This window comes from Borborobacter xinjiangensis (assembly GCF_047739745.1).
Taxonomy (GTDB): Bacteria; Pseudomonadota; Alphaproteobacteria; order Rhizobiales; family Rhizobiaceae; genus Pseudaminobacter.
Genome location: NZ_JBLLVA010000005.1, coordinates 108,059 through 132,982, shown reverse-complemented (window position 1 = coordinate 132,982; position 24,924 = coordinate 108,059). Strand labels below are relative to the sequence as shown.

Sequence of the window (24,924 nt, the reverse complement as noted above, 5' to 3'; positions counted from 1 at the left end):
TCTGTGCCCAGGCCCAGGCCCTGCGTTAAACGCTGCTTTTGTGATTCCATATAAATGAGCTAAGACCCTTCAAACACAGGCAACGATACGAACGAGCATATACCACGGCAATGCCGAACTCATTGCATGGCCGCCTGATGAAGACGCACTGTCGTACGCTGCCCAGCGCGACGCAGTGAGCCGATGCTCCGCCATCGCCGCAGCACATCGCCCCAGCCCATCTGGGATGACCAATCTTGGCGGAGCTGTCCTTCATTCCAAACAGGCGTCGCGTCCAAGCGTCCTCAAGCGTCTCGCTGTTCAGTCGGGCCGCTTGCGTCCAGTGATCATAGCCTTCGCGAGGTTCTCATGATGAACGAAACTGGCCAGAAGCACGCCGACAATGTGGAAGACCACCAGGCCAAGCGTGATGTTAGCGATCACTTCATGAGCCTCGCCCAAGGCACTCTCGCGCCCGTGCCGTTCGCCGCGGTCCTCTTTGCCATCCACGGCCTGTATTCCCGCCATGGAGGACGTTTGGGCATAAAGCGGCGCCAGCGGTCCTGCACGTTCCTCCTCGGCGTAACGGACGAGTCCGGTCACCACCGTCGCGGCCAGGAACACAAGAAGCGCGATAACCATGACACCACCTGCAGGGCTATGCCCGATATAGCGTCTGGTGCGCGCGCACATGAGATCCCAGAGGTAGCGGGCAGCGGTCATCGGACCGGTCGCGAAGTCAGAAAACCGAGCATGGCGGGACCCGATAAATCCCCACACGATGCGGGCGAGGACCAACGCGCCGACGACATAGCCCGCCCAGACATGCACGGTCATCACGTCTTCCGTGAGATATGCAACGAACCCAAGGGCGACAGTCCAGTGAGCAATCCTGACAAAAGGGTCCCAAACTTGAATTCCGGCACGCATGCTGTCCGCTCCCTTGCTGGAAGTGACTCATAAGAGGCCAACCCGGCCTGTCATGCGTTGACCTGGGACAAATTCGGGTGGCCGCGCTCACCACGTCTCGCTTGGCTGCCCTTCGGCGATTCTACTGGAGCCTTATCCTGTTCCCATCGGCAAGCGCAGCGGGGGGATAGAGGATGACGGTTTCCCCAGGGCGTATGCCTTGAGCTACGGCGGCGACGCGTGCCGAAAGACGCGCCACCTCGAGCTTCCGAACATACGCGCGCCCTTGCGCAACCACAAAGACGTTCCAGGCATCGCCGCGGCGAAACAGCGCTCCAATCGGCACGACGATCGCCTGGTCGGCTTGGTCAACAACGATCTTGACCTCGACACGGTAGCCGTCTCCCAGGCTGGTCCACGTACCGCGCGGCGAACTTATGTCGACGACGACCCAGACGCGCTGTTCTTCAACGCCAAGCGCGGAGATTTTGGTGAAACCCGACGGCTCGACTCGTCGCACAATCCCTTGCAGATCACTGGGGCCGCCCCATCGCTCGATGATCACCTTGTCGCCGTCCTTGATGCGGGCAGCATCGGTCGTCAAGACGTCAACCGCGATTTCAAGATCGCGCGGATCACCCAACTCGAACAATGGCGATCCCTGCAAGACAACGCCCTCGCTTTCCTGAATAATCCTCAGAACGAGGCCGTCGATGGGAGACAATATCGGGAAAACTTCGGTGGGATCGGAATCGTTTGCGGTTTTCAAGGCGGCGCGGGCCTGTTCCAGAACATGGGTCGCCGCATGCCAGCGGCGCTCTGCGGCATAGGCTTGGCGTTCTGCCGAGCGGGACAGGAATTCCTGACGTTCCAATTGCGCCGCCGCCGCCACGTTCCGCTTCGACAGCTCGTTGATTCGCTTCAGATCTGCACCGGCCTGAGCCAGGAGCACCTTGGCCTGCTCATGAAGCGACTTGGCCTCCTCGACTGTCGCCTCGGCGGTGCCGACCTGCGCCTCCAGTTCCAGCCGCACGCGCGGATCAAGCAGAGGCGAAACAGGCGGTGTAACGATAGCCAGCTTCTGCCCCGCCCCCACGGCATCGCCGGCCTTGAGCGCAAGCCTTTGAACGCGCCCGGACAACGGTGCCGATACCAGGTAACGTTCACGTACACGCGTGCGGCCGTCCTCTTCAATCGTGTCTTGGAATGGCGAGTTCACCACCCGAGCCGTCTCGACAAGAATCGGTTGCGGCATGAGCAGCCAGTAGAGGCCGAGCGCCGCAAGCGCCAGCACCAGCAGCGTCCCGACGATGAAAGTCATTCGACGTTTCATGATCAGTCTCGCGTCTTCAGAACAGCCACCAGATCCAGCGTGTCGATCCTGCGGCGGATGGTAATAAAACTGGCAACACCGGCGCCGATCACCAGAAGCGCCGCGAGGGCATAGCTGCCGGGGTCGATCACCGCAGGGACCTGGAACGACTCGCTTGCACGTGCGGACGCAATCACCTCGATCAGATAGCTTCCGACCAGAAGCCCGGCGGGAACAGCCACAACCAGTTCCACGGCAAGCTCGGCGAAAATGACCCCGGATACCTCGCGCCGTGTCAGTCCCACTATCCGGAGGCTGGCCAGTTCCCAGGCGCGCTCCTGCAGGGCGACGCGGGCGCTGTTGTAAACCACCGCTATCGCGATCAGCATTCCAAACCCCGCCAGGATCAGCGCGCCGATCAGCACCATTCCGCCGATCGTCTCGCTGAACAGTGCAAGCCAGAGTGCCTTGACCGAGCTGCCCTCGATCCTCGGCATCGACCTTATCCTGGACCAGATCGGTCCGGATTGATCCGGATCGATCCTCAGGGCCGCGACATTCGCAACAGGCCCCTCCCGCATCAAGCGATTAAGTGCGGCGCGCTCCATTGTCACCGACGTGCCCAAGATATCGTCCGAAATCCTGCGCACGGCAACTTCCCTTACCGAACGGGGTCCCTCGAGCACCTCGATCGTGACATTGTCACCCAGCCTGATATCGAGCTGCCGTGCAATCGTCCGGCTGAGCATGATGCCGTCGGAAGGTACAGCAATCGGCCTGAGCGCACGATCCCTTAGGACCTTGAGCTCGGATGCCGAATCCAGGCCAGTGGCCGAAGTGCGATAGGTTCGATGTCCCGCTCGCAATCTGACAGGCACGATTCTCTGGAGTTCGGCCTTCAGGATGCCGGGGATCGCCTGCAGTTCATGAAGCGCATCCGCCGAGACCGGTTCCGTGAAGGTGAGAAAAGCGTCGCCACGTTCGATGCGTCCGAAACTGACGTCTATCATGTAGTCGATGGCATCGAACCAATAGAGCCCGAACAGAACCAGCGGAATTGCAAAGGCAATGCCAACGGTCGTAAGGAGCGTCCTGACGGGCCGTCCCAGGATCGTTCGCGCGGCAATGATGTATTGAAGCGGAATGCGTCGGTTTCCAATTTTTTGCAGCCAACCGAATCTATGCAGCGCAGGCGGCGTCTCGGGCCGGATTCCTTCGGCGGGAGCAAGCGTAGCGATCCGATACACGGCCGATGCCGCCGCCAGATTCGCGGCCATGAGGCTGACAAGCACCGCAACGACCAGCAGCCAAGGTTCAAGCTGAGCCTCAAGCAACGGAAACCGGAAGAAGGCGCGATAGCTCCCGACCACCGCAATGGCGAACCAGCGTCCCAGCGCCAGGCCTATGGCCGACCCCAGCAATGCAATGGCGGTGACCAGTTTGACATAGTGAAGCGCGATGGCGCGGTTGGTGAAGCCCAGCGCCTTCAATGAAGCGATCTGTCCCCGTTGCGCCTCGACCATCCGCCCGGTGACAACGTTCAGCAGGAACGCCGCGATTCCGAAGAAGACCGAAGGCATGACAACGCTCAAGGTTTCCTGCTCCGCCAGCTCGTCTTCGAGAAAGCGGTGCGATGGCTGGTCGCTGCGATCATAGGCTCCCGTCCCGCCATATGGCTTCAGCAGGCGATCGACTTCTTCCAGGACATGCGGGGTGCTCGCATTGGGCGCCAGCGTCATCGACACGTCGTTGAACGCGCCTTTCATATCGAAGGCGCTGGCCAGCGCGTCATGAGCTGCCCAAAGCACGACGAAATTGCGATCGTCCGGCAGCGGCACGGCAGCGCGTGTCGCAAAGACGAACTCGGGCGACATGGCGGAGCCAACCACGCGGAATGCCTGGAGCCGGCCGTTGAGAACGACGTCGATCGTATCCCCCACCCGCACATTCCGCGCCTCGGCATAGGCGGAGTTGATGATGACCTCTTCCGGATGCAGCGGATCGAGCCAGCGTCCCTGCACGAGATGCAGGCGGTTGAGCAAGGGTTGGCCGGCCGCTGGAAGCGCGATGATGCGCCCTGAGATCGGCAGGACACTGTCCCCACGGATCACACGCACCGCCTTCGCAACGCGCGGCTCCACGATGCCAATGCCTTCGGTTTCCCGCAGACGGTCCGAGACCGCGAGCGGCGCGCGCATCATGCCCACAAAGATGTCGGCAAAGCGCTCGTCGCGATAGTGCGTGTCCATGGCACCTACCAACGCCCGGTAGTTTGATGCCGACATCACGAAGACGGCCACGCCGGCAGCAACCAGCAGAGCAATGCTGAGAACCTGAAGCCGCATCGACCAGAGATCGCGCAGCACCTTGATATCGAGGACGTTCACCACGTCACGTCCTCTGCGTGGATACGCTTCCGGTTCGGTTCCTCCCTCACGATGCGCCCGCCGCTCAGCCTCAACACGCGGTCAGCCATCCCTGCGATTGCCGTGTTATGGGTGATTACAGCAGTTGTCGTGCCCATTTCCGCATTGACCTTGGCGATTGCCGCAAGGACCAGCCGGCCGGTATCAACGTCGAGTGCGCCGGTTGGCTCGTCGCACAGCAGGATGTCCGGCCGTTTGACGATGGCGCGCGCTACTGCAACTCGCTGCTGTTCCCCGCCCGACAACTGCGAAGGAAAGTGGCCTGCGCGGTGGGACAGGCCGACGAGGTCAAGCGCCTCGGTTGGCATCATCGGATCGCTGGCGATCTGCGCGACCAGCCGCACGTTCTCTTCGACTGTGAGGCTCGGTATCAGGTTGTAGAATTGAAACACAAAACCGACATGGTCGCGCCTGTAGGCCGTGAGTTCCTCGTCGCTGGCGCCTGTAAGATGATGGTCTCGCCAAATCGCCGTGCCTGAAGTCGGTGCATCCAGGCCGCCGAGGATATTCAGCAAGGTCGATTTGCCCGAGCCCGAAGGCCCGAGCAGAACGATGAACTCGCCCTGCCGGATATCGAGATCGACATCCTTCAGCGCGACGACACGCGCATCACCCGAGCCATAGACCTTGGTCAACCCCCTGGCCACGAACACAGGGGCCGGAGGTTCTGCTGCTGAATCTCTTATGTCGCGGACTTCCATACGGGCTTCGCTTTCGGCCAGCGTCCGGGATTCGTATAGGCCGCCCATGTTGGCCGCTTTGACCCTTGTCAAGTTCGCAACTGTGGTGAGCAAGCCGGCAATCCGCTCGGAGCAACTGCCGAAGTCCGTCAGTGCTGCATCGAAGGCGCGTGGTCGTATGCCACTTCGACAGACCCCATGCCTGGCGATATCCGGAGCGCGCGCAGGGCGTTTAGGATGACCGCGACATCGATTGCTTCCTGCAGGATGGCACCCTCTACGGGTGTCAGATAGCCAAAGGCGGCCGCGACCATCCCCGTTACGGAAAGGCCCAGGCCCGCAACAACGCTTTCAAGCGCGATCCGGCGTGATCGGTTGGCTATTTCCAGTCCCGCAAGGAGCCGGCCGAGATCGTCAACCATCAGGACGACGTCGGCCGCCTCGGCGGAAGCGGCCGCACCGCGCGCTCCCATGGCCACGCCGATATCGGCAGCCGCCAGTGCCGGAGCATCGTTGACCCCGTCGCCCACCATCATCACAGGCCCGTTCTTGCGCTCCGTCACCACCAGAAGGACTTTCTGGTCCGGCGTCAGCTCGGCACGCACGCCATCGAGGCCGAGCCCTTCCGCGACGGCCTCGGCAACGGCCCGGCGATCACCCGTGGCAAGCAGGATCCGTCTGATGCCGCGGCGACGGATGCCGGCAAGGAACCTGGCCGTTTCCAGACGTAGCGGGTCGGCCAGGACCAGATTTCCGGCGAGTTGGCCGTCTACGGCAACGGCAACCAGAACAGAGCCCGCTTCCGCTCCCTGGTGCGGCTTCCGGGGCGCGCCAATCCTGCGCCTAACGAAACCCGTACCGCCCACCACGACGGATCGGCCGTCCACACTCGCCGCGACACCCTCTCCCGGCACTTCCTGGCTCCCTATCGGCACCGGCAGGACGATGCCGCTTGCGCGTGCCGAGGCGACGATCGCCTGCGCCATAGGGTGCTTCGATGCCTGATCCGCTGCTGCTGCGAGGTAAAGCACTTCGTCGGACGATAGCTCCCCATATGTATCGATCGACACGATCCGCGGACGTCCGTCGGTCAATGTTCCGGTCTTGTCGAGGATCAATGTTTGTGCCTGCGCGAGTGCCTCGAGCGGCTTCGCGCCCTTGATCAGCACGCCATAATGGGCGGCACGCGAAAGTCCGGCGACCAGTGCAACCGGCACCGCCAGGATCAGGGGGCAAGGTGTGGCCACGACCAGAACGGCTACGGCGCGGATCGGATCGTCAGTCATCCACCACGCGGCAGCCGCAAGCGCCACGGTTACAAGGAGGAACAGGAGCGAATAGCGATCCGCCATCCGGGACATCGGCGCCTTTGATTGTTGCGCCTCTTCCACCAGACGGACGATTCCCGCATAAGTGCTCTCCGCCGCGCGGCGGCTGGCGCGCAGGTCGAAGGCCTCGCCCGCATTGGTGGAGCCGCTCATCACTTCCTGATGGCGCATGAGCTTCACCGGCATCGATTCACCGGTCATGGCCGACTGGTCGAGCACTGCCCACTCGCTCTCGACAGTTCCGTCGACAGGCGCGACATCTCCCTGCCGGATCAGGAGCAGATCGTCGGGTACAATTTCGCCGAGCGGAACCTCGTCAAGCGCGCCTTCGCGGTAGCGCGTCGCGCTACGCGGCACGCGTGAGAGGAGGTCGCGCATCTCGCGCCGGGCATGGCCCTCGGCGAAGCTTTCCAGGAAGGTGCCACCGGAATACATCAGCGCGACGACGGCGGCAGCGAGCGTCTCGCAAAAGACCAGCGCCGCCGACATGGAAAGGGCCGCCACGATGTCGAGGCCGATCTCGCCCCTGAAGAGGCTCCTGACAATCTCGGCGATGAGGGTCGCAAGGACAGGCACCACGCCCACGATCCAGGCCATCCCGGCGAGATCAGTGCTTCCTGCGAGCCACAAGCCTGCTCCGACCGCAAGGCCGGCGAGCGCAATGACCAGAACGGCGACCTTGAATCTGGCGCTGCCTTCGCCGCTCATCTTGCTGTCAATCCCCTCTCATGCAGGTCGCGCAAGTTCTGCATTTCTGCCGCTCATGCCTTTCTGAGCTCCGAATTTAGATGATCTGTCAGCCTGATCGCGAAGGCGAGAATCATCAACGTCGGATTCGCATGGCCGCTGGTCGGGAACACAGATCCACCCGCAACATAAAGGTTATGTACGCCGTGGACTTTGCAATTCTGGTCCACGACGCCAGTTTTCGCGTCTGCCGACATCCGCGTCGTGCCAAGCGTATGCGCCATGTCGATGATGACGATATCCTGTGGCCGCCGTTCACGTGCCCAGGTTTCAAGCGTCGGGGCAGGCAGGCCAGCTTTCATCAGGGCTGCACGCGAGAGCTCGGCGATTCTGACGAGTGTCTGGCGCTCGGCATCGTTGATCTGCCAATCGACTTTGGCGAGCGGAACGCCGAACCGGTCACTACGGGAACTGAGGCTTATCCTGCTGTCGGGGTTCGGGATCTGCTCCGAGATTGCCTCGATCCGCAAGCCAACCAGCTTGTGAGGCACACCTTGACTCTGGAACTCACCGGCGACCAGGTTCGGCGACAGGCTGATCGCGGTACTGATCACAAGGTCCTTAAAGGCCTTGGGGGTGCGCGGATCAGACAGCATCTTCATCCCGATACCCTTGGCGATGAGTCCAGAGCCTGCGGCAACCGAACGCAGGTCGTTCCAGACATTCGTACTGCGCCGGCTTACCAGTTGCTTCAATGCGTCCCAGGGGTCGTCGAGTGCGCGCTCGGTCGCAAAATAGATCGCGGCGTTCAGCAGTTCCTCGCGCTCCTGGATCTCCGGGGTCAATGCCAGGCCATGCATGAACATGTGCGCGCGGCCGGTGCCGATTTGCCAGCCCAGGCATGTGTCGATCCTCCTAACGCTCGGCAGCGGACACCGTAGGGCTGAACCTCAGGAGACCAGAACTTTGCTTGCGGACCGTGAAACTCCATCCGCTTTCGGAATTGCGCGGCCGACTGAGGCTGGCCTATGTTCTCGACCTCGTTGAGCCCTGAATGCTCGGTATTTCGAGTTCAAGGCCACTTTCGACCACGAGCACCTTTCTGCCCACTCCAGCGCATTGCGCTGCAATTGTCAGACCCGCGGGGCCGCCCCCGACAATCACGAGGTCCGCTGTCATAACCGAATTGTCGTCGAGTTCTGACAGTTTCGCTAGCTTCACTGGGTCAGCTTCCCCCTGGTGCAGAAAGTCAGTGAACAATCGACTTCAATGGCGGCCACCCGTCCCCAATCTCCTCGCGACGACGTAGTGGATGGCGCTCCAGAGGCTACGCCTTCCAATAGCCAAATATCAATGATCCGGCGGGGAACTTTCGCTCGGAAGAACCGCTTTGAGATACCTCCCGATCAGCAACGCGGCGGGATAGGAAATCTCTTCTTCGGTCAGGGCATGCGCGATCAGCCGCTCGGCAAACCGCGCATATTCCGGCTTATCTTCGGCATTCGCTGCTTCTGCCAGGCATCCCAGCGCTGCAACGATCTTCTCATGCTCGGCGAGCATGGTCGGCAGTTCGGCCTCGAGCCTGTCGGTCAGTTTAAGCGCCTCGACCATACCGGGCTCAATCGTGCCTGTCGACAAAGCCCGCAGCAAGCCCAACGGTGGCAGCGCGTATTCTTCCTCCTTGAGGAAATGGGGATGCATCACCTCGGCTACCGCTTTCGCCGCCTCGCCAGTACGCCCACCGGATTTAATGGCGTGCGCCAATTCGCCGTGAAGTTCCTTATGCTCAACCTTGAGCACGGGCGGGACTTTCATTTCCATATCCTCTCTTTTCTGAGGCCAATTCCATTCTAGCGCGGATTGTCGTCGGTTTGGCCGCGCCAGAAGGAATGAACCTCCTCCATCGCCACTTGGCCGTCGCCGTCTGCGTCAACAGCACGAAAGATCCGGGCGTGGAAATCTTGAACCTCCTGCAGCGACAGCGTGCCATCGCCGTCGGCATCCACGATGGCAAACATCACGCGCATAGGAGCGCCCCGCATCATGCGGCCTTGCCCCCCCATGCACGCGCCCATGTGGTCACGGCGCATCCAGCTTCCATCATCATCATCATCATCATCGCGCTCAGCGTTATTTGCGCTCGTTCCGGTCTCTCGCTGCTGGCGCATCATCTCCTGCATCATCTCACGCATCATCGCCCGCATGCCCTCTGGACCGGGAGCTGTTTGTTCGGCCTGGCTGCTCCCCTGCCCCGAGGACGAGCCGCCGGTTTGTGCCAAGGCTGCTGAGACTGATATCGCAAAAGCGCATGCCCCTGTGAGGCCCACAAGCTTCAACCACCGTGCCATGCCACATCCTCCTTCTTGCCGTGCGATGATTGTAAACTATACCACCGCCCGCTCGAGGCGTTTGATCTCCGTCAACTTTCGCTCTTGGCGGGAGCAAAGATCACTGCAGATGGCCCGATTTGACACGTGTCAAAGCGCCTGAACACGCGGCGTGAACAAATGCACCAACATGGGAGAGCGGAAATGGAGAAGCGTTGGACCGGGGTTGCAATGTTGTGCGGATGCGTCCTGCATGTCGGGACACCGTCCGCCCAGGAGCAGTCATATGGGGAGGCGGAGTATCTGAATTCATGCGCCGCCTGTCATGGCCTTTATGGAAGAGGTGATGGTCCACTGGCCGAGGTTATGACGAAGCGGCCAGCCGATCTGACCGCCCTGGAGACGCAAAACGGCGGTGAATTTCCTTACTATCTGGTTTTTGCCACGATCGATGGTCGTTCAATGACACCTAGTCACGGTTCCCGCGAAATGCCCGTGTGGGGCCAGCAGTTCCTGGAAGACGACTCAAAAACCTACGGCCCGATCGGCGGTGAGGCAGTCACGCAGGAACGCATTCACGCACTGACGAACTACATTGCGACGCTCCAGAGATAAGCGCCGCGATTAGACTGTTGATCGCTTCGGGAAGGCGGGCGAGCATCATATCTTCCTGTGCGCGCACTCCAAGTACTGCGGTGCGATCATCGTCCGACATCTGCCGCAGCAGCATCCGAAAGCTGTGCAGTCCGAAGAAACCGACTTCGATGTTCTTCGCGGCCGCGAGTGCCTTGATTTCCTCGAGGGTGTCCAACAAAGGACGAGAGACCCCATCGACGAGATTGTGAGCGAAGCGCCACCTCTTCATAGTCGGCATGGTCGCGCAGGCGCGGTTGAAATCGGCCGTCATCTTCCGGCAGATGCGAGCGGCATCGATGACGTGGCCGTTCTCGGCACCATAACACTGGAACACATCGTTTCCGAGCGCTCCGTCCATGCCTCGGTCACCTTGCGAGCCATGAGGCTTGATAGGGGTGAAATCGTCTCCGTGGACTCGGAGCATAAATTCATTGAACAGGTCTTGGAAGCGGTCGCCGTGGGTCATCCTAAGCTTCGCGCCGAGGAGGAATTCCCAGTATCCGCCCTTGTCGACCTCCATTTCTTAAGACCCCGAATCGCCTCCCTATCGCGCTAACCATAGGTTGTCGCGGATTGGTTGGTGATCGTGCGCTGGGAGTCTTGACTTCTTGCCATGGAGACCGACCGCCGCCACGGAATATCGCAACTCGCGTCCAACCATATGACGGTGTAAGTCGTCTAACCGAATTTCAGGTTAGACGACTTACACCGTTTGCGGGCCGCCGCCCTCTGCGGCGAGGCACCGCGCTGCCAGGTTCGACGATTTCAGCGACCGACAGGCAGCCTGCCGTTACCAGTCTATCGGCGACCTCGTCGAGCGCCACCCAAGCTCCCAGGAACTCCGTGACGCCACGTGGCACGCTATGCTCGCCAATTGCGCACTATCAAAGGTAAGGCGACCCCAACCATAAGATTCGGTCAATCAAGCGGGCGAGGAACGGCCTCGATCGAAGGCCTGCGAGTGTCACAGGTGCCGCTAGCGAGACCCGGGATCCGATCCGGGCGTGGATTCTGCCCGCGAAGTCTGCATCCATCACTTCGATATCGATTTCGAAGTTCAGCCTCAGAGACCGTGGGTCGAGATTGGAGGAGCCGATAAAGGCCCATGTACTATCGATCGAGAGTAGCTTGGAGTGATCGAATGGGCCCTTTGCGCGCCAGACCCGGCAATAATTCTTCAACACCTGATCGAACTGGGCGGTCATCGCACGATCGACAAGAACCAGATTGCTCTCGCTGGGAACGACAACGTCGATCTCGACGCCGCGGCGGGCCGCCGTCGTCAGCGCGCTGATCAATTCACGATCCGGCAGGAAATAGGGTGACATGATGCGGATCGATCTGCGTGCGACGGAAAAGGCTCCCATCAGAAGTTTATGGTTCGTCTCGATGCTCGCATCGGGCCCGGTTGCTACGGCTCGCATAAGGATGGGCGCGCCGGATTCGCCCGGAGATGCCTCGATGCGCCAGGCTTCGCCGCCCAGCCTCTCGCCCGTTGTGAAACGCCAATCTTCAGCCGCGATGGCCTGGAGGTCGGCGACGACCGGTCCGCTAACGCGAAAATGCGTATCGCAGGAACTATCGGGGCCGAAAAACTCGACGGTGAACTGCTTGCGGATATTCATTCCCCCGACGAAAGCTACAGCACCGTCCACCACCAGAATTTTCCGGTGCGTTCTGAGATTGGCATATGGAAGACGCAACCCCATGATGATGTTGCCGTTGAACACGTCCGTCGCAACGCCCTCGTCGCGCAAATAGCCGACAATGCTGGGAACCGAATATCGCGCGCCCACCGCATCGATCAGCACACGGACATCGATGCCGCGCCGGACCGCACCGATCAGCGATTCAGCGATGCGCAGGCCGATCGGATCCCGGTCGAAGATATAGGTTTCGAGGATCACGCTGCGTCGAGCGCCATCGATCGCCTCGGCCATGGCGGCATATCCCTCGTCGCCGGTTCCCAGAACGTCTATCGAGTTGCCCGTCGTCATGAGGTGACGCGTGACCCTGTCGCCGACGGTCTTGAGAGCGGCAAACCGCTTCCCGAACTTTTCAGCAACGAGTTCGCTGGTCGTATCGAAGCGAGGGTGTGTCAGCAGGTCACCGTCCAGAGGTGCTCGCCCCGAGGCGATCGAGGCACGTCGAATGCGGTTTATGCCCGCGATCGCGTAGATCAAGGGGCCGACCACCGGCGATAGTACGATGACACCAACCCATCCGATGGCGGAACGGACCTCCTCCTTCGTCATGGCCGCATGAACCATCGCGACGATAGCCAACGGCAGGGACACTGCGGCAAGGAGTTGGGGCCAATAGGCCAGGAAAAGGTTCCACATGAGAAGCAGGCACCCGAGTGACAATGCACCAGCGGTGAAACGTCGAGAGCATACTCCATTGAAAAGTACGGTGATCTTGCGGCAGTTCCTGGCATGGTGGAGATGCCAGGATGCGCAATCTTTGCTCACTTTCTGAATATCGCACCCATCGGACAAGCCCTCATTGCGCCAAATCAACGCCCGGTGCCGCTCTAGCGCTTATTCTCCTGCCATCGCAGAACAGGAGACCTCCTATGGATGCCACCCTCCACGCCAAGATCCTCAAGCTGCTTGACGATCATCGCATCCTTACGCTCGCCACCTTGCGCCCCGACGGCTGGCCGCAGGCCACCACTGTCGGTTATGTTAATCAGGGGCTGACCCTGTGGTTCATGACCGGCAAGGACACGCAAAAGGCTCGGAACCTGGCGCACGACAACCGCGTCTCGCTGACCGTGGACCACGATACAGCGCAGCCTGATGCCATCACCGGCCTGTCGATGGCGGCACGCGCCTTTCCCGTTACCGACGAAACAACAATCCAGAAAATACTGTTTGCCGAGCTGCCAAAGAAATATCCCGAATATGGGCCGATGATGACCGGCCTCGACATGTCCGGCATCGCGGTCTTCGAGCTTCGGCCCGAAGTGATTTCGGTGCTCGACTATTCGAAGGGGTTTGCTCACACCGACGAAGTTGCGGTCAGCGCGGCCGATCGCGCGGCGGCGTGACATTAGCCGCCCGCATACTCTCGGGTCCGGAGGAAGAATTGAAGATTTCGTTCCATGCGCGGCGCGGGGAGTGACAGGTTCCTGCCATCTGGTCGAAATGCGTCGGCCGACGCATCCTTATCGATTGCGGCCTTTTCCAGGGCAAGCATGAACTCGGCGAGGAAAATGACCGTCCGCTTCGATCCGGCAGCCGTCGACTGGCTCCTCCTCACTCATGCCATTATTGCGGAAATGCGGCTTCACGGGCGAGATAATCACCACCTTCGCTACGAGGGATCTGACGCGCCTGGTGCTGCTCGACGCTGCAAGTCTGCAGGAAGAGAGGCTCGGCGATAGCATCGCCGAGCGGCATGGCGAGCCAGCGTCGGCTCGCCTCGGCGAAGAGTGTGGCTCCGTGTGGTAAGCTGGACAAGCTTGGCGCGGCGGTGGTGGGGATTGGGGGTGAAGCGGAGGACGCCATCGGCCGCGAGGTCGTCGGCGATTCGCTGCACCGACTGGCGAACGAGGCCCATGTTGCGGGCGATGCCGGATACGGACAGGCCGCCACGCGCCTCGGCGACCGCACCCATAACCTGCCAGCGCGCGCTGGTTAGACCGAGCGGCGCGGGCCAGGGCATCGCCGCTGGCGATCAGGGTTCCGTTAAGGCGAAAGACCTCGAGCGCTAGACGGCTGGCGGGATGGGAAGAAGCGTGGCTGACCATTTTCATAGCGACAGTACACTGACACTTTGACTACAAGCTGTCAGTTAAATGACTTTGGCTCAATGAAAACAACTGCGACATCCGCCAGGATCTCGTTGGGCGATGCTTTGACGGTTGCCGTCCAGCAAACCTGAGGATTTCCATCGTCTGAAATCTACCGACACTTTGACGGTCGAGAACCCTGCACCGGTCCGATGTTAGTGAACGACATGAGGCGAGGTGAGTTCGAATGGCTCGACCTTGCGAGCCACGGCGGCGACAAAATCCGAACGATCGAAGTTGGCGGAACGCGCCCATCCTACAGGGGGCGCTTCAGGTGGCCTTGCCATGCCGCCGTGGCGATTGCGGAAGATATGCGTCGAAGGCGGCCGCCACGGAGCGGACGGCGAAACGATGCTTCTGGTTGACGCGTAAGATGCCCCTTTTGAGCTCGACCAGACCATCGTGGACCAAATCGGACAGCGCCCTGGCGCAGTCGAGGATTGCAGCGATGTCGACACCGTGACGGGCGCAGATCGCCGGTATGTCGGCTTCGAAATAACACATCAGCCGTTCGATGATTTCCGCCCGCAGGCGATCCTCCGCAGTCAGGCGATAAACCTTCGCTGTCGCGAGCCGACCTGACGTCACTTGCCGGGCATAGAGCCCGGGCGCAACTTCATTCTGCACATAGCCCTCAGGGTTCCGGCCAATGGCAGAGGCCCGAACCCGATCAGCGACCGGCAGGTGTCGGTGGTGTAGCCCTGAAAATTCCGATGCAGCGTTCGTTCCCGCCAGGCGTGAGCCAGTTCGTCATCGGGCAGTGCGAAATGGTCCAGTCCGATCTGGATATAGCCGACCGATAACAGCGCATCGGCAATTGCTGCCGCCTGATCCATGCGGGCAGCGCTGCCAGGCAGAGCTGCCCGTCGATCATGCGCTGGTGCTTCTTGAACCACGGGACATGGGCGTAGCCGAATACGGCGAACCGGTCAGGGCGCATCGCCGCAGCCCTGAGTGCCGTGTCGTGGCAGGATTCGACCGTCTGGTGCGGCAGCCCGTAGATCAGATCGAAATTGGCAGCCGGACATCACGTTACGTCATTTGATCTCCCACGTGGTGTTGTGCGGAATATCCATTGCGGTATAGCCACCCGGACCAGCCAGTGCAGGCATCGGCATACAGGCGAAGGGCTCGCTCCCGGTGATACCCTTGTACTTACCGGTGCCGCCCGTGATGATATGGGTGCCACAATCCATGTCCGGCTGCGACTTGTCGATGTCTCGCGTGTCGAAGGTGGAGAAGATCTTGTCACCGTCTTTGTCGGCAAGGACACAGGCACCATCGATGTAGTTCTTCTCCCCCGAAGCAACGCTTACCGCTGTGCAATGAGCCGACATCTTGTCGAGCATCGCCTCTCCTTTCATATTTTCGGTAGTCCCGACCGCCTCCAGCGCGGTGGCCGTACCGAGTCCGGGAATATCAATGCTCATCAAAGGGCGAAAGATGAAGTGCGTCACGTAAGGCGTGGTCCCCTTCTTCTCGATCGTGGCCCCTAGAACGGCCCCGGGGGCCAAGGACATGACAAACCCGGAGAGAAGCGCTGCTGGGAGAGGTATCATTCCTGTGGCGAATGTTGCGATAATGGATTTCATTGGTTCCTCCATTGTGTGTGGCGGTGGAACGAGTCGATGCTCCGCGCCGCCGCAGATTGGAAGCGACTGCTCGCGTTCGAACATGTGTGGTTTTGCCGGGCGCTCGATCCCGCTCAAAAGCGTGCGGTAGTAAGCCCCACGTGCCTGGCATCGACCGCTTAGATGAGGCTGCATCTTCGATAGCAGATGCCCGGACTCCTCCAAGCTCATGTCGCAGCCCACGCATGAGCAACTGCCTCTCGAACCAGGATATCACGATTTCTGGGACGAGCCACGTCCAGAAGTTCGCCAAAGCGTGGCCCTTGGTGGCAAAAGCGCAGGTCCGCAAAGGGCGCATTGCGACAGGCAGGTCCGGGGCCGTATCCAGACAGCCCGGTTCTCGGCGTGATGGGCGGATAACTGCCGTTCAGCAAGCGACGTCGATGCCTTCGAGGATTGGGAGCAGTACAGGCCTACCCGCTTCCACGATGTCATCGCCGCTCATCGGTAAGGCTCGCGCCGGGCATGTCTCCTTCAGGTCGTTGACTCAAATCCTGCTCATCGACGAGACGCTCGCCAATGGCTACGTCGAAGTAGTCCTCGAACGTGAGGGTGTCTGGGAAACTTGGATGCGCGGGTCAGGTCTGATCGACAACATCACCGTATCCGTTCATGTCGGGTTGGTCTGAGCTTGCGAAATGGACGATGCGACAAGGGATCGCCTGCTCGGTTATTGAAACGACCTGAGACAGACCGAAAAGAAGATCGTCCGCGCGTTGAAGCGGGTGCTCAGACCCCCGAGCGCAGGATAGTTGGCCAGACCTCGATTTAACCTGGCGTCTTCGGCCGTTAACCATACCGGCGCCTGGCGCCTTGAGATCTTCTTCAGATCCCGATCGGTTGGCCCCGTTCACGCAAGGGCATGAACGCAAATCGGCCCCCGCAGGTGTTGGACGCACCGAACGGAGGCCTGACCCGCAACCTGGTATGAGGTCTTGGGCTATGGGAATTGATAAATGGCATTTTCGCCGTCCGGAAGGGGACCGGCGGAGTCCAACGGCGCGGCTTTCGGGTTATCAACGCCATTTTCGGCAATCGGCGGGATTGCAGCCGCCGAACACTTCCGGAAACGACATCGACAGGCTGGCCGATGAGGCCATGAAGGCGGCGCGCGCTGGAGAGGCGCGCGACGACAGCACCTTCGGGGATTATGCATCGCTGTTCGGCTTCTTCCGCTCGGCGGTGATGCAGGAAGGCCGGCTGCTGGAAACGGCCATCGAACAGGCTGTGCAGGGGAACCCGGACCTCAAACTCCTTCCGACGAAGGCGGTGCCGATCGTGCCGGCCGCACAGGAGATGCTGAAGCGGACGCCGTCAGACGAGATCAAGGGGGTGCGCTTTCCCTCGCGGGTGCATGCGACGGAATCCTACAAGCCCGACCTGTTCGTGGTGAACAGGCAAACCCACAGCGGACTGATCCTGGATATAAAGAGAAGCCTCGGCTCTTACCGTCCGCAGGAGGTGGACCGGCTGCGGTTCCGGATGCTGGCGGTGGCGGCGATCGCACCGGAATGGGTTGCCGAGCGCCAGGGACCGCTGTTGGTAAACATCGAGACCGCGATCGTCGACGGAGCTGACGAGATGTCCGATGCCGAGTGTGGCGTCTTCCGGCTTTCCGAGATCGACGACCTCATCGAATGCGAAGGTGCCGCCGAATTCGTCCGGCAGGTCCGGCAGGCGTTCTCCGGCCAGGTGCAGGACGAGCTTGCGAGCCGCTGCCGGGCGTTGGTGGAGAATCCTGTCGAGCCTGACAGGATTCCCGCCGTGGACAACGCTGACGAAGACGCTTCGCCACCCCGTACGGAGCCGGCCTCGGTCATTCCGCTGCAGACGGCGCAGCCCCGTTTCGGCTACGCCCGCCTGCACTGACGTCCTGAAGCGACATTCAATCCTTGTTGCCGAGTTCACCGGCCGCCGCCTGCCGCGGAACGGGAGGAGCATGTTCACATGAAGAAGCCGGTCATCCGGAAGGAGCCTGTGCGGCTCGCGGTGGTGGCGCCAGACGCCCGCAAACAGCACGACACGAATCCTGTCGATACTGGCATTGGCGTCGAGGCGTCGACCGTCCGCCCGGAACCTTTGTCGTCCACCCGTGCAGCCCGGATACTGGCACCGACTGTCAGGCCACGCAAGGCGACGGCGTCGCTGCCGCTCCTGATGCTGCTTGGGCATCGCGAATCCTGCGCGACGCTGAGACGTGCAGGCGCCATTGCCTCCTGCGATTGCCGGACAAAGCCGATGGAGGATCCCGCGGTCGCGGTGGGGCTTGCGGTTCATTTTGCCCGGATCAGCCTCGCGCAACGTGTCGCCCTTCCGGAAGTCATCATCGAGCTTCTGGCGCGGCGTGTCGAGGAAGGTGATGCAGCCTGCATGATGGTCGCGGAGTGGCTGGAGACGGCAGGACTCCTGAAGCTCAGACCTTTGCCTGCTTCGGCCAAGAAGAGGGGAAACCGGTGATGGATTCCCGTCTTGCGCAACATCTTCTGCGGCGTCTGCGCCACCAAGCCGGGGCCGATGCGATCGACCGTGCGACCGGCGCCGGGCTTCTGACGGAGCGACGTTTTCGCGTGGCGGGCCGTGGTGTACGCACCTTCGTGCCGGGACCGCTTGCGGCGGGCAGGTCGGAAGCCGAGATCGCCCGCATACTCGAACGGCATGCATTTGCCGGCTCGATCGCGCGCGATGACCTGCCTGGGGATAACGATCCCGCCGCCGTGCCGGAGCAGTCGGCGGGCCATGATCGCAGTAAGTCACTGGACGCCAACGGCCTGTTGCGCGCCGTTCGCCGCTCGGCGGAGCCGCTCGGGGCGGCAGACGTCGCCGCCATGCTGCTTCTCGCCCGCTCCATCACCATGAACACGATGCCGTTGGGCGAGATCCTGGAAGCGCTTCGCCTTCCCGCTCCCATCATGACCATCACCGGACGGGTTGCAGGATTCGAGAAGACATTCCTCGACCTGCTCGAGCAAGGCCTTGTCCTTCCGGGCAAGGTCGCGTCAGGCGAAGGCCATATCCTCTCGCGGGATTATGATATCCGCTTCTCCCACGTTTCGGATGCCCGCTGGCGCGTGGTCGTCTTCGCCGGAACGGAACTCGACCCTGAAGAGCGTGAGAGAACGGCGAGACAGGTCTCGCTCGCGGCGCAGAGCCGCTATCCGATCCTCGGCGTCTCGGAGGACGAAGACCGACTTCCGGCAGTTCTGCGGCAGGCCGCCGGCATCAATCTCGTCTCCGGCCCGCTCGACTTGGGCATCATCCGCGATACCATGCGCGCGGTATTGGGTCAGGTGCCTGAAGGCGATATCCCGCACGACCATGCCTCGGCGCTGACGCTCGCCGATCTGGCGCTGGCAATCCGGTCGGGAACATCGGCGAAACGGGCTCTTGCCGTCCTGGATGACCTTGCCCGCATACGAATGGCATTGGCGGCCGAGAACGAGAACGACGACGGCGCTGCGAGCGGGAAGGATTCCGGCCGCAAGGAAACAGGCAGCAAGACTGGCAAGAATTCCGGACGCGGCAATCCCGGTTCGGGAAGCGAGCGGATCGAGCCAGCTGTGCCGACCGGCACCGAGACTGACCGCTTCATTCCCCGCGTCGAGACATTGTCGGGATATGGCAAGGCCGGGGACTGGGCGCTCGACCTGAAGGAAGACCTGGCGCTGTGGCGGGCCGGTTCGCTTCATTGGGAAGACATGAGCACGAAGCTGCTCCTGTCCGGCCCTCCCGGCACGGGCAAGACGACATTCGCCAAGGCGCTCTGCAACACGCTGCGGGTTCCACTGATCGCAACGTCGGTCGCGACCTGGCTGGAGCCGGGCTATCTCGGCGACGTGCTCATCCGCATGAGCGCCACCTTTGCCGAGGCCGAGGCGGCGAAGCCCGCCATCCTGTTCGTCGACGAGATCGACGGCATCAACACGCGTGGCAGCGCAGGCGAATGGACCACTTACTGGGACCAGATCGTTAACAGGCTGCTCGAGCTTCTGGACGGCTCCGCGCGATCGGACGGCGTCGTCATCATTGGCGCCACCAACAATCCCGACCGGATCGACAAGGCGCTGCTGCGCTCCGGCAGGTTGGAAAGGCACATCGTCATTCCAAAGCCCGACACGGAGGCGCTGGTCGGCATCCTGCGCCATCATCTGAAGGGGGATCTCGACGCCGTCATCGCCACGGCTCCGGAACGCGAGACGGGCCGGACGGACACCGCAACCGCCGACAGCACCGAGGCGGACACTGCCTCTATCGCCACAGGAGAGCCAGCCGCAGCCGCACCCCGCCGAAACGAGCCGGCAGAATAAGGACCTTTCCACCATGGTGACGTTCTACCCCCGCAAGACCGACCACGGTGCCAGTTTCGACTATCAGTTGGCACGTCTCATCGCCCTTGCGGACGACATGAAGGAAATCCGCGCGGGCGTGCCGCCCGAGCGCCTTGCCGCCGATCCGCCGATCCTGGAGCGCTGGATAGTGGCCAACAGGCCTGCCCCGTGTCTCGCCGGGCTGTCGTTCGGACACCCCTTGCTACCTGGCCAGGCCCGGCCGATCGCCACCTCCGACCTTTGCCTGATCGCCGACGACCATAGCTGGGCGCGCACGCTGTCGCGCTGGTACCGCCTCGGCCGCCCGGCCGACAGCCCGCTCGGCGATTCATGGCCTGGCACATTACGATGGATACAAGCAGGAGGGTCTCATGGCAATGATCGAGCAGGGCTGTCAGGATGGAGCAGCTGGCGATGCCGTCCTGCGCACCCTGGCGCTGAAAGCGCGCGGCATGAGCGGCGCCGATGTCGAGCGGCTGGTCCGCGAGGCGCGCCAGAAGGCGCGGCGAGAACGCCGGCAACTGGTCTTCTCCGACGTTTTCGACATTTTGGCCTCCGCCCGACCGGAACGGACGCAGGCCTTGCGCTGGTGCATGGCCGTCCACGAGGCCGGGCATGCGGTCGCCAGGCTGGTCCTCGACCTGGGGCACATTACCTCGATCGGCATCGATGGTCCAGCCGGCGGCTATACCGAGGGGAAAACAGCAACCACGGGTGCCGAGACGGAAGCCGTTTTTGATGGGCTGCTTGCCGTCAGTCTTGCCGGGCGCGCGGCCGAGGAAGAACTGCTCGGCTGCGTCAGCGCAGGTGCTGGCGGATCGCCGGACAGCGACATGGGAAAGGCGACAACACTGGCGCTCGCCATGGAGACCGAACTCGGCTTTGCCGGAACATGGCCGCTGCTCTACCGCCATGCCGACAACCAGTCTGCGCTGCTCGCTTACAATCCCCTGCTGGCCGAACAGGTCAATGCTCGGCTTGAAACTGCCTATGCCCGGGCCCGTGACCTGATCCGCCGCAACGAGGATGCCGTCCGGTTATTGGCAGACGCCATGATGCAGCATGACGCGCTCGAAGGGACGGCTCTCGTTGCCGTGCTGCGGGAGGTGAAGGCGCAGATGGCGTCAGAAGAATCCCATCAATGACACTCTCATGGGCAACAGGCAGACAACACGGTGAATCGTCATCAGGCCCCATTAAAAGAGGTGTTACGATGTGTCTCTGCCACATCTTGGCCACATTTCGCTCGCGATCCGTCGTTTTTGGTAGTCCGGAAAAAGGTGACATCGGCAAGGATTCCTGTTCCAGACAGGTTTCAACGCGATACGGGATTGGTTTGCACTTCGCCCTCCTATATCGCGCCAAATGGCAATCCTTGGCGTTCCCGTATTACACCTCTTTTGTTCATATTCTGGTCCTTTCGAGAGGCTACCCGCTCAACGCGCGGCACAAGAATTCCGTTCAAGGATTCCCCAGCCGGCATCATTCTTTTCATTAGGCTCGAATAGCTAAAAGATTAATTCAATCAAATAGCTAACATAATTCAGAATTTGCCGCGCGGGCGGACGGCACCTAAGCTGGCTTCGTTGATCTACCCTAGCGACGACACCGAAAGGATCACATCATCGGCAAACTAGAGGGCAATGGAGCCTCCGAACCGCCTGAATGGTAACTGCCGGTGCGGCGCGCGCACCGCTGGCCGGTGGAAAGGCAATACGCAAGGCATGAAGCCATCGCCGCTGCACAACCCTTCATCTGGAAACAGCGGAGGCGCCCACGGGCGCGAGAAAGAACGTGCAGTTGGGCCGAAAAGCAGAAGTAGGAGTATGGAAATGAGTAAAATACCAGTTCAAACGCCTCACCTAGGGGAGGACGATCTCGCTCCAGACGAGATTCCAAACATCTATCCCGAGGACCTGAAACGGTTGGGAATTCCATGGTGCGCGGAGTATCTTCGTCTTAAAATCAAACGTGGTGAATTCCCCCCACCTTATTACATCTCGCCGCGTAAGCCTTCATGGACGCGGAAAGTGATAAACCGGTTTCTCCGACAGCAAATGGGACATCCCATCCCACCGTCGGAAAACGGGCGGGATGTTTAGCACTCATGACGTTCCTCGAAGCAGGCCCCCATGGGTGCAACACCCCTTGGGCGGTGTCTAAAAAGGTGCCTAGATGAGGGTCGCGATTCGGGAGGCATGAACGCAAGCCTCATAATTCTGGCTAACTTATTGAAAGTGATGGTGGGCCAGGAGGATTTCCGACAATCCCGGTTTTCTGCGGTTTTTAGGTTAAAGTGGGACAACTCCCCTACCCTGCAATCATTAGGTTTTTCGCATCAGATGTCCCACCGGCCAGGCTAATCCGTTGCCCGTTTGAGCCGCACGCCAGGCCCGCCACGACGCCGAGGAGAGACGAGATCGCAATACTCAAGAGCCTGGTGCAGGAGCTGGAGCGGATGGCTGGACCAACTGCCCCGGATTGACGGCCTGGCCTGCCCGGGCAATGGTACGGCACGCTTGGGAGGCCGAGGCAAAGGTAGAATGTGGATCGAAGCTCAATCACGCAGGGGCGAGAAGGTTTTCGTGAACTTCGATAACGTTCTCTATGCCTCCCCCAGCGATACCGGCCACTGGACATTGCATTTCGTGGACGAAGCCAGCCGGAAACCATTGGACATCAAGGCAACGGATTCTGATTTGCGCGGATGGTTGTCGTCGCGCAGTGCTAAGCCGCCATCCTGAACACGTAGTCGAAGGCCGTCGGCTTCGAGCCAGCGGTGTTGTTCGGTGACGTGCCGGATATGGAATGACTCGCTTTGCAGTCAGAAAGGCGCATGATACCGCGATGACCCGAAAAAAGCTGAACGACAAGCTCGATTGCAAAGCCTGCGGAACGATCCAGATGGATATCCCGGAACATGCGGAAGAGCACACGCCAATTCATCGCGCCAATTGTGGAGTCTATCTGGGTCAATGGGGTGAGCTCCAGGATGACCTTGCCAAGCAAATCCGTGACGCTGAGGTTCTCGACCTGGATCAGGGTACGATCACCAAGACGTCATAAGGAGCGTTTTGGCGGCGCCCATCAAAGCCCGAGACGACATCTTCGTTGGACGCTTCGCCACCTCCGCGGATAAAGCTTCTCTGGCGGTCTGCCGCGCTGGCTCAGCTAGCGGGATTTCTTCAGAAGGCGCGCTTCGCGAACGATCGAGCCCCGATCTGTGCCCACCATGTTGATGATCATCCGAATGTCTTCGTCGCTCACGCCTGTTTCCTAAGCGAGTGCGTGAATCCGCTCTGCCTCTGAAGCAAAGCGCTTAGGTGTGTCGGTCATTGTGATACCCCTTCCCTAGTCCCGAATTCGCCTGCGCCGCTATAGTTCCATCGTGACGCCGTTTTTCTGCTTTGACCTGATTTGCGTTATGGACAGCCGGGCGTGGGCCGAATGATTCGACAGCCCTGACAGGTTGAGTCATTCTCCTTTCGGAGGAGGAGCGCGCCATGACCAGCTACCCGAAAGGAAACCTTCTGCCCGATCACGTCCGCAATGCCATCAGAGCATATCTCAGGAAAGCCTCACCAGAGCGGCCAGTGGTCATTTCCAGCGCGATGAGAGAAATCCGCCCTCTTTCGGAACCGGAAGTGCCGGATGACGAATTGAAGATCAGTATTGCCACAGAGGCACTCAAGGCGGGCCTGAACATCCACTTTGACGGGCCCGATAACTGAGCCCTTTACAAACGCACAAAATAGCCCGCCGCCTCAGGCGAAAGAGACGGCGGGCGTCTGCAGGGTCCACGTGGAGGGGATAGACGTGGATGGATTTAAACCGGCATCACAGGCATTCGTTCCTTGGCAAAACAAAAAGCCCACCCAAGAGCGTGACTATTGGGCGGGCAATTGTTCGGCAACCTCCCGGTCGGAGTTGCCATGGCCCAAGCTTAAACTGATTGACGACAGTTTTGTCCCTAAACGCAAAAAGCCCGCCGACTCCCGTGCAGGGGAGACGACGGGTCCGTCTACGGCGTCCACGTTTCGGGGGGCACGCGTGGACGGTCTAATCCTCAGGCCAATGAAGTCGTCCCCCCGGCAGCGACGATGTTCGGCAATAATGGTCATTTGACTCCATGAGCCATCCGCAAGGATGTCTTGGGGTCGAAGATGATTATGCAGGCGCTGCTCGATCCTACCGTCTCGGCTTGAGGAGTTACGACAAGTCGTAGTAATGGCTCCCCGCCGCACTGATCCGGCCCCGCTTCCGCCTCAGACGACAAGCGCGACCCGGATGCTGGACAAAAAAGTTTGCAGGCCAGCGAATATAACGTGACCCACTAATTTTGCCACATTTGGAGAGAACGGCAGCGGCGTACCTATGGGACATATCCGGGGTGGGGAACAATGTACGCGCGAGATGTTCGAACCGGATCCTCAGAACTATTCTGGCTGGAATCCAGCGGGCGTGATGCCAATGGAGCAAGCAAGAACTGCGCGGTAGAGCGGCGCTTCCGGCGGCGTCTCTACCATGACGATCCCGTGGCATCTGTGCCCCGCTAGCGCATTCAGACCGAACGAGTCCTTCCGGACAAGGCAGGCTCGAGCGAAGGAAGGTCTTTGAAGACTCCAGAGGAGTGCGGTGGCTGAAAAAACAATGTCAACAATTACGATGCTGTTTGTGTCGATGACCGAGCAGCATTCTGAACTCGGTTCTGCCAGATCGGCGCTTCCAGCGGCGTCTCTACCATGACGATCCCGTTGCATCTGTGTCGCCGATAGCGCATGCCGAGTCCTTCCGGAGAAGGCAGGCTCTGAGCGAGGGAAGGTCTTTGAAGACTCCAGAGGAGTGCAGTGCTGAGAAACCAGTGTCAACAATTACGGTGCTGTTTGTG

23 protein-coding genes and 2 pseudogenes are annotated in these 24,924 nt (G+C 60.8%); 11 read left to right on the top strand and 14 right to left on the bottom strand.

Annotation, left to right across the window (positions count from 1 at the left end; genetic code table 11):
• Window positions 1-300 precede the first annotated feature (300 nt).
• From ACLKMW_RS08565 to ACLKMW_RS08525, 9 genes are all read right to left on the bottom strand, one after another.
• Window positions 301-909: a cytochrome b/b6 domain-containing protein gene (locus ACLKMW_RS08565; protein ID WP_415724008.1), complete on the bottom strand. Its 609-nt coding sequence runs from the start codon at window positions 907-909 to the stop codon at window positions 301-303.
• 121 nt (window positions 910-1,030) lie between these two features.
• Window positions 1,031-2,209: an efflux RND transporter periplasmic adaptor subunit gene (locus ACLKMW_RS08560; RefSeq protein ID WP_415724007.1), complete on the bottom strand. Its 1,179-nt coding sequence runs from the start codon at window positions 2,207-2,209 to the stop codon at window positions 1,031-1,033.
• A gap of 14 nt (window positions 2,210-2,223) precedes the next feature.
• Window positions 2,224-4,587 carry an ABC transporter permease gene (locus ACLKMW_RS08555; RefSeq protein ID WP_415724006.1) on the bottom strand — a complete coding sequence of 788 codons (2,364 nt, stop codon included), beginning with the start codon at window positions 4,585-4,587 and terminating at the stop codon, window positions 2,224-2,226.
• Window positions 4,584-5,327: an ABC transporter ATP-binding protein gene (locus ACLKMW_RS08550; protein ID WP_415724108.1), complete on the bottom strand. Its 744-nt coding sequence runs from the start codon at window positions 5,325-5,327 to the stop codon at window positions 4,584-4,586. Before ACLKMW_RS08550 ends, ACLKMW_RS08555 begins: the two co-directional genes overlap by 4 nt.
• Before the next feature lie 128 nt (window positions 5,328-5,455).
• Entirely contained in the window at window positions 5,456-7,342 is a 1,887-nt protein-coding gene (locus ACLKMW_RS08545; RefSeq protein ID WP_415724005.1) for a heavy metal translocating P-type ATPase, read from the bottom strand.
• A gap of 53 nt (window positions 7,343-7,395) precedes the next feature.
• Window positions 7,396-8,187: a GMC family oxidoreductase gene (locus ACLKMW_RS08540; protein ID WP_415724004.1), complete on the bottom strand. Its 792-nt coding sequence runs from the start codon at window positions 8,185-8,187 to the stop codon at window positions 7,396-7,398.
• A 160-nt stretch (window positions 8,188-8,347) separates the two neighbouring features.
• The gene (locus ACLKMW_RS08535) at window positions 8,348-8,500 is read right to left on the bottom strand and encodes an FAD-binding protein (protein WP_415724107.1); all 153 of its coding nucleotides are present in this window, start codon (window positions 8,498-8,500) and stop codon (window positions 8,348-8,350) included.
• A gap of 171 nt (window positions 8,501-8,671) precedes the next feature.
• Window positions 8,672-9,136: a hemerythrin domain-containing protein gene (locus tag ACLKMW_RS08530; protein ID WP_415724003.1), complete on the bottom strand. Its 465-nt coding sequence runs from the start codon at window positions 9,134-9,136 to the stop codon at window positions 8,672-8,674.
• A gap of 35 nt (window positions 9,137-9,171) precedes the next feature.
• Window positions 9,172-9,525 carry an EF-hand domain-containing protein gene (locus ACLKMW_RS08525; RefSeq protein ID WP_415724002.1) on the bottom strand — a complete coding sequence of 118 codons (354 nt, stop codon included), beginning with the start codon at window positions 9,523-9,525 and terminating at the stop codon, window positions 9,172-9,174.
• Window positions 9,526-9,852: 327 nt separating this feature from the next.
• On the opposite strand from ACLKMW_RS08525, the gene ACLKMW_RS08520 reads away from it, so the two are divergent.
• Window positions 9,853-10,263, top strand: coding sequence for a c-type cytochrome (locus tag ACLKMW_RS08520; RefSeq protein ID WP_415724000.1), 411 nt, complete (start codon window positions 9,853-9,855; stop codon window positions 10,261-10,263).
• On the opposite strand, the gene ACLKMW_RS08515 is transcribed toward ACLKMW_RS08520, so the two are convergent.
• Together ACLKMW_RS08515 and ACLKMW_RS08510 are read right to left on the bottom strand one after the other, a co-directional pair.
• Window positions 10,208-10,804, bottom strand: coding sequence for a hypothetical protein (locus ACLKMW_RS08515; RefSeq protein WP_415723998.1), 597 nt, complete (start codon window positions 10,802-10,804; stop codon window positions 10,208-10,210). The genes ACLKMW_RS08520 and ACLKMW_RS08515 overlap by 56 nt on opposite strands.
• Window positions 10,805-11,168: 364 nt before the next feature.
• Complete coding sequence (locus ACLKMW_RS08510) at window positions 11,169-12,626, bottom strand: phospholipase D-like domain-containing protein (RefSeq protein ID WP_415723997.1); 1,458 nt, start codon at window positions 12,624-12,626, stop codon at window positions 11,169-11,171.
• A gap of 233 nt (window positions 12,627-12,859) precedes the next feature.
• On the opposite strand from ACLKMW_RS08510, the gene ACLKMW_RS08505 reads away from it, so the two are divergent.
• Entirely contained in the window at window positions 12,860-13,336 is a 477-nt protein-coding gene (locus tag ACLKMW_RS08505) for a pyridoxamine 5'-phosphate oxidase family protein (RefSeq protein WP_415723996.1), read from the top strand.
• Window positions 13,337-13,602: 266 nt separating this feature from the next.
• Here the strand turns inward: ACLKMW_RS08505 and ACLKMW_RS08500 are convergent, their stop codons facing one another.
• The 3 genes and pseudogenes from ACLKMW_RS08500 to ACLKMW_RS08490 all read right to left on the bottom strand — a co-directional run bounded on the left by ACLKMW_RS08500 (window position 13,603) and on the right by ACLKMW_RS08490 (window position 15,672).
• A complete protein-coding gene (locus tag ACLKMW_RS08500; protein WP_415724106.1) occupies window positions 13,603-13,905 on the bottom strand; it encodes a MarR family transcriptional regulator in 303 nt (100 codons plus the stop codon).
• 445 nt (window positions 13,906-14,350) lie between these two features.
• A pseudogene (locus ACLKMW_RS08495) lies at window positions 14,351-15,101 on the bottom strand (oxygen-independent coproporphyrinogen III oxidase); the annotation flags it as partial.
• Between the two features lie 16 nt (window positions 15,102-15,117).
• Window positions 15,118-15,672, bottom strand: a complete 555-nt coding sequence (locus tag ACLKMW_RS08490; RefSeq protein ID WP_415723994.1) for a hypothetical protein — start codon at window positions 15,670-15,672, stop codon at window positions 15,118-15,120.
• A 467-nt stretch (window positions 15,673-16,139) separates the two neighbouring features.
• On the opposite strand from ACLKMW_RS08490, the gene ACLKMW_RS08485 reads away from it, so the two are divergent.
• The 9 genes and pseudogenes from ACLKMW_RS08485 to ACLKMW_RS08445 all read left to right on the top strand — a co-directional run bounded on the left by ACLKMW_RS08485 (window position 16,140) and on the right by ACLKMW_RS08445 (window position 23,767).
• Complete coding sequence (locus ACLKMW_RS08485) at window positions 16,140-16,340, top strand: hypothetical protein (RefSeq protein ID WP_415723992.1); 201 nt, start codon at window positions 16,140-16,142, stop codon at window positions 16,338-16,340.
• Window positions 16,341-16,809: 469 nt separating this feature from the next.
• Window positions 16,810-17,580, top strand: coding sequence for a hypothetical protein (locus tag ACLKMW_RS08480; protein WP_415723991.1), 771 nt, complete (start codon window positions 16,810-16,812; stop codon window positions 17,578-17,580).
• Window positions 17,581-17,658: 78 nt separating this feature from the next.
• Window positions 17,659-18,168 carry a hypothetical protein gene (locus ACLKMW_RS08475; RefSeq protein ID WP_415723989.1) on the top strand — a complete coding sequence of 170 codons (510 nt, stop codon included), beginning with the start codon at window positions 17,659-17,661 and terminating at the stop codon, window positions 18,166-18,168.
• On the top strand, window positions 18,168-20,015 hold the full coding sequence (locus ACLKMW_RS08470) for an AAA family ATPase (protein ID WP_415723988.1): 1,848 nt from the start codon (window positions 18,168-18,170) through the stop codon (window positions 20,013-20,015). The genes ACLKMW_RS08475 and ACLKMW_RS08470 overlap by 1 nt, the downstream gene beginning before the upstream one ends.
• Window positions 20,016-20,028: 13 nt before the next feature.
• Window positions 20,029-20,340, top strand: a pseudogene (locus ACLKMW_RS08465) (DUF6634 family protein); the annotation flags it as partial.
• 67 nt (window positions 20,341-20,407) lie between these two features.
• The gene (locus tag ACLKMW_RS08460) at window positions 20,408-21,181 is read left to right on the top strand and encodes an ATP-dependent metallopeptidase FtsH/Yme1/Tma family protein (RefSeq protein ID WP_415723987.1); all 774 of its coding nucleotides are present in this window, start codon (window positions 20,408-20,410) and stop codon (window positions 21,179-21,181) included.
• Between the two features lie 1,398 nt (window positions 21,182-22,579).
• Window positions 22,580-22,780 (top strand): hypothetical protein, encoded by a 201-nt coding sequence (locus tag ACLKMW_RS08455; RefSeq protein ID WP_415723986.1) that lies wholly within the window; start codon window positions 22,580-22,582, stop codon window positions 22,778-22,780.
• 64 nt (window positions 22,781-22,844) lie between these two features.
• Entirely contained in the window at window positions 22,845-23,102 is a 258-nt protein-coding gene (locus ACLKMW_RS08450; RefSeq protein ID WP_415723985.1) for a hypothetical protein, read from the top strand.
• 437 nt (window positions 23,103-23,539) lie between these two features.
• On the top strand, window positions 23,540-23,767 hold the full coding sequence (locus ACLKMW_RS08445; protein WP_415723984.1) for a hypothetical protein: 228 nt from the start codon (window positions 23,540-23,542) through the stop codon (window positions 23,765-23,767).
• Window positions 23,768-24,924: the final 1,157 nt, after the last annotated feature.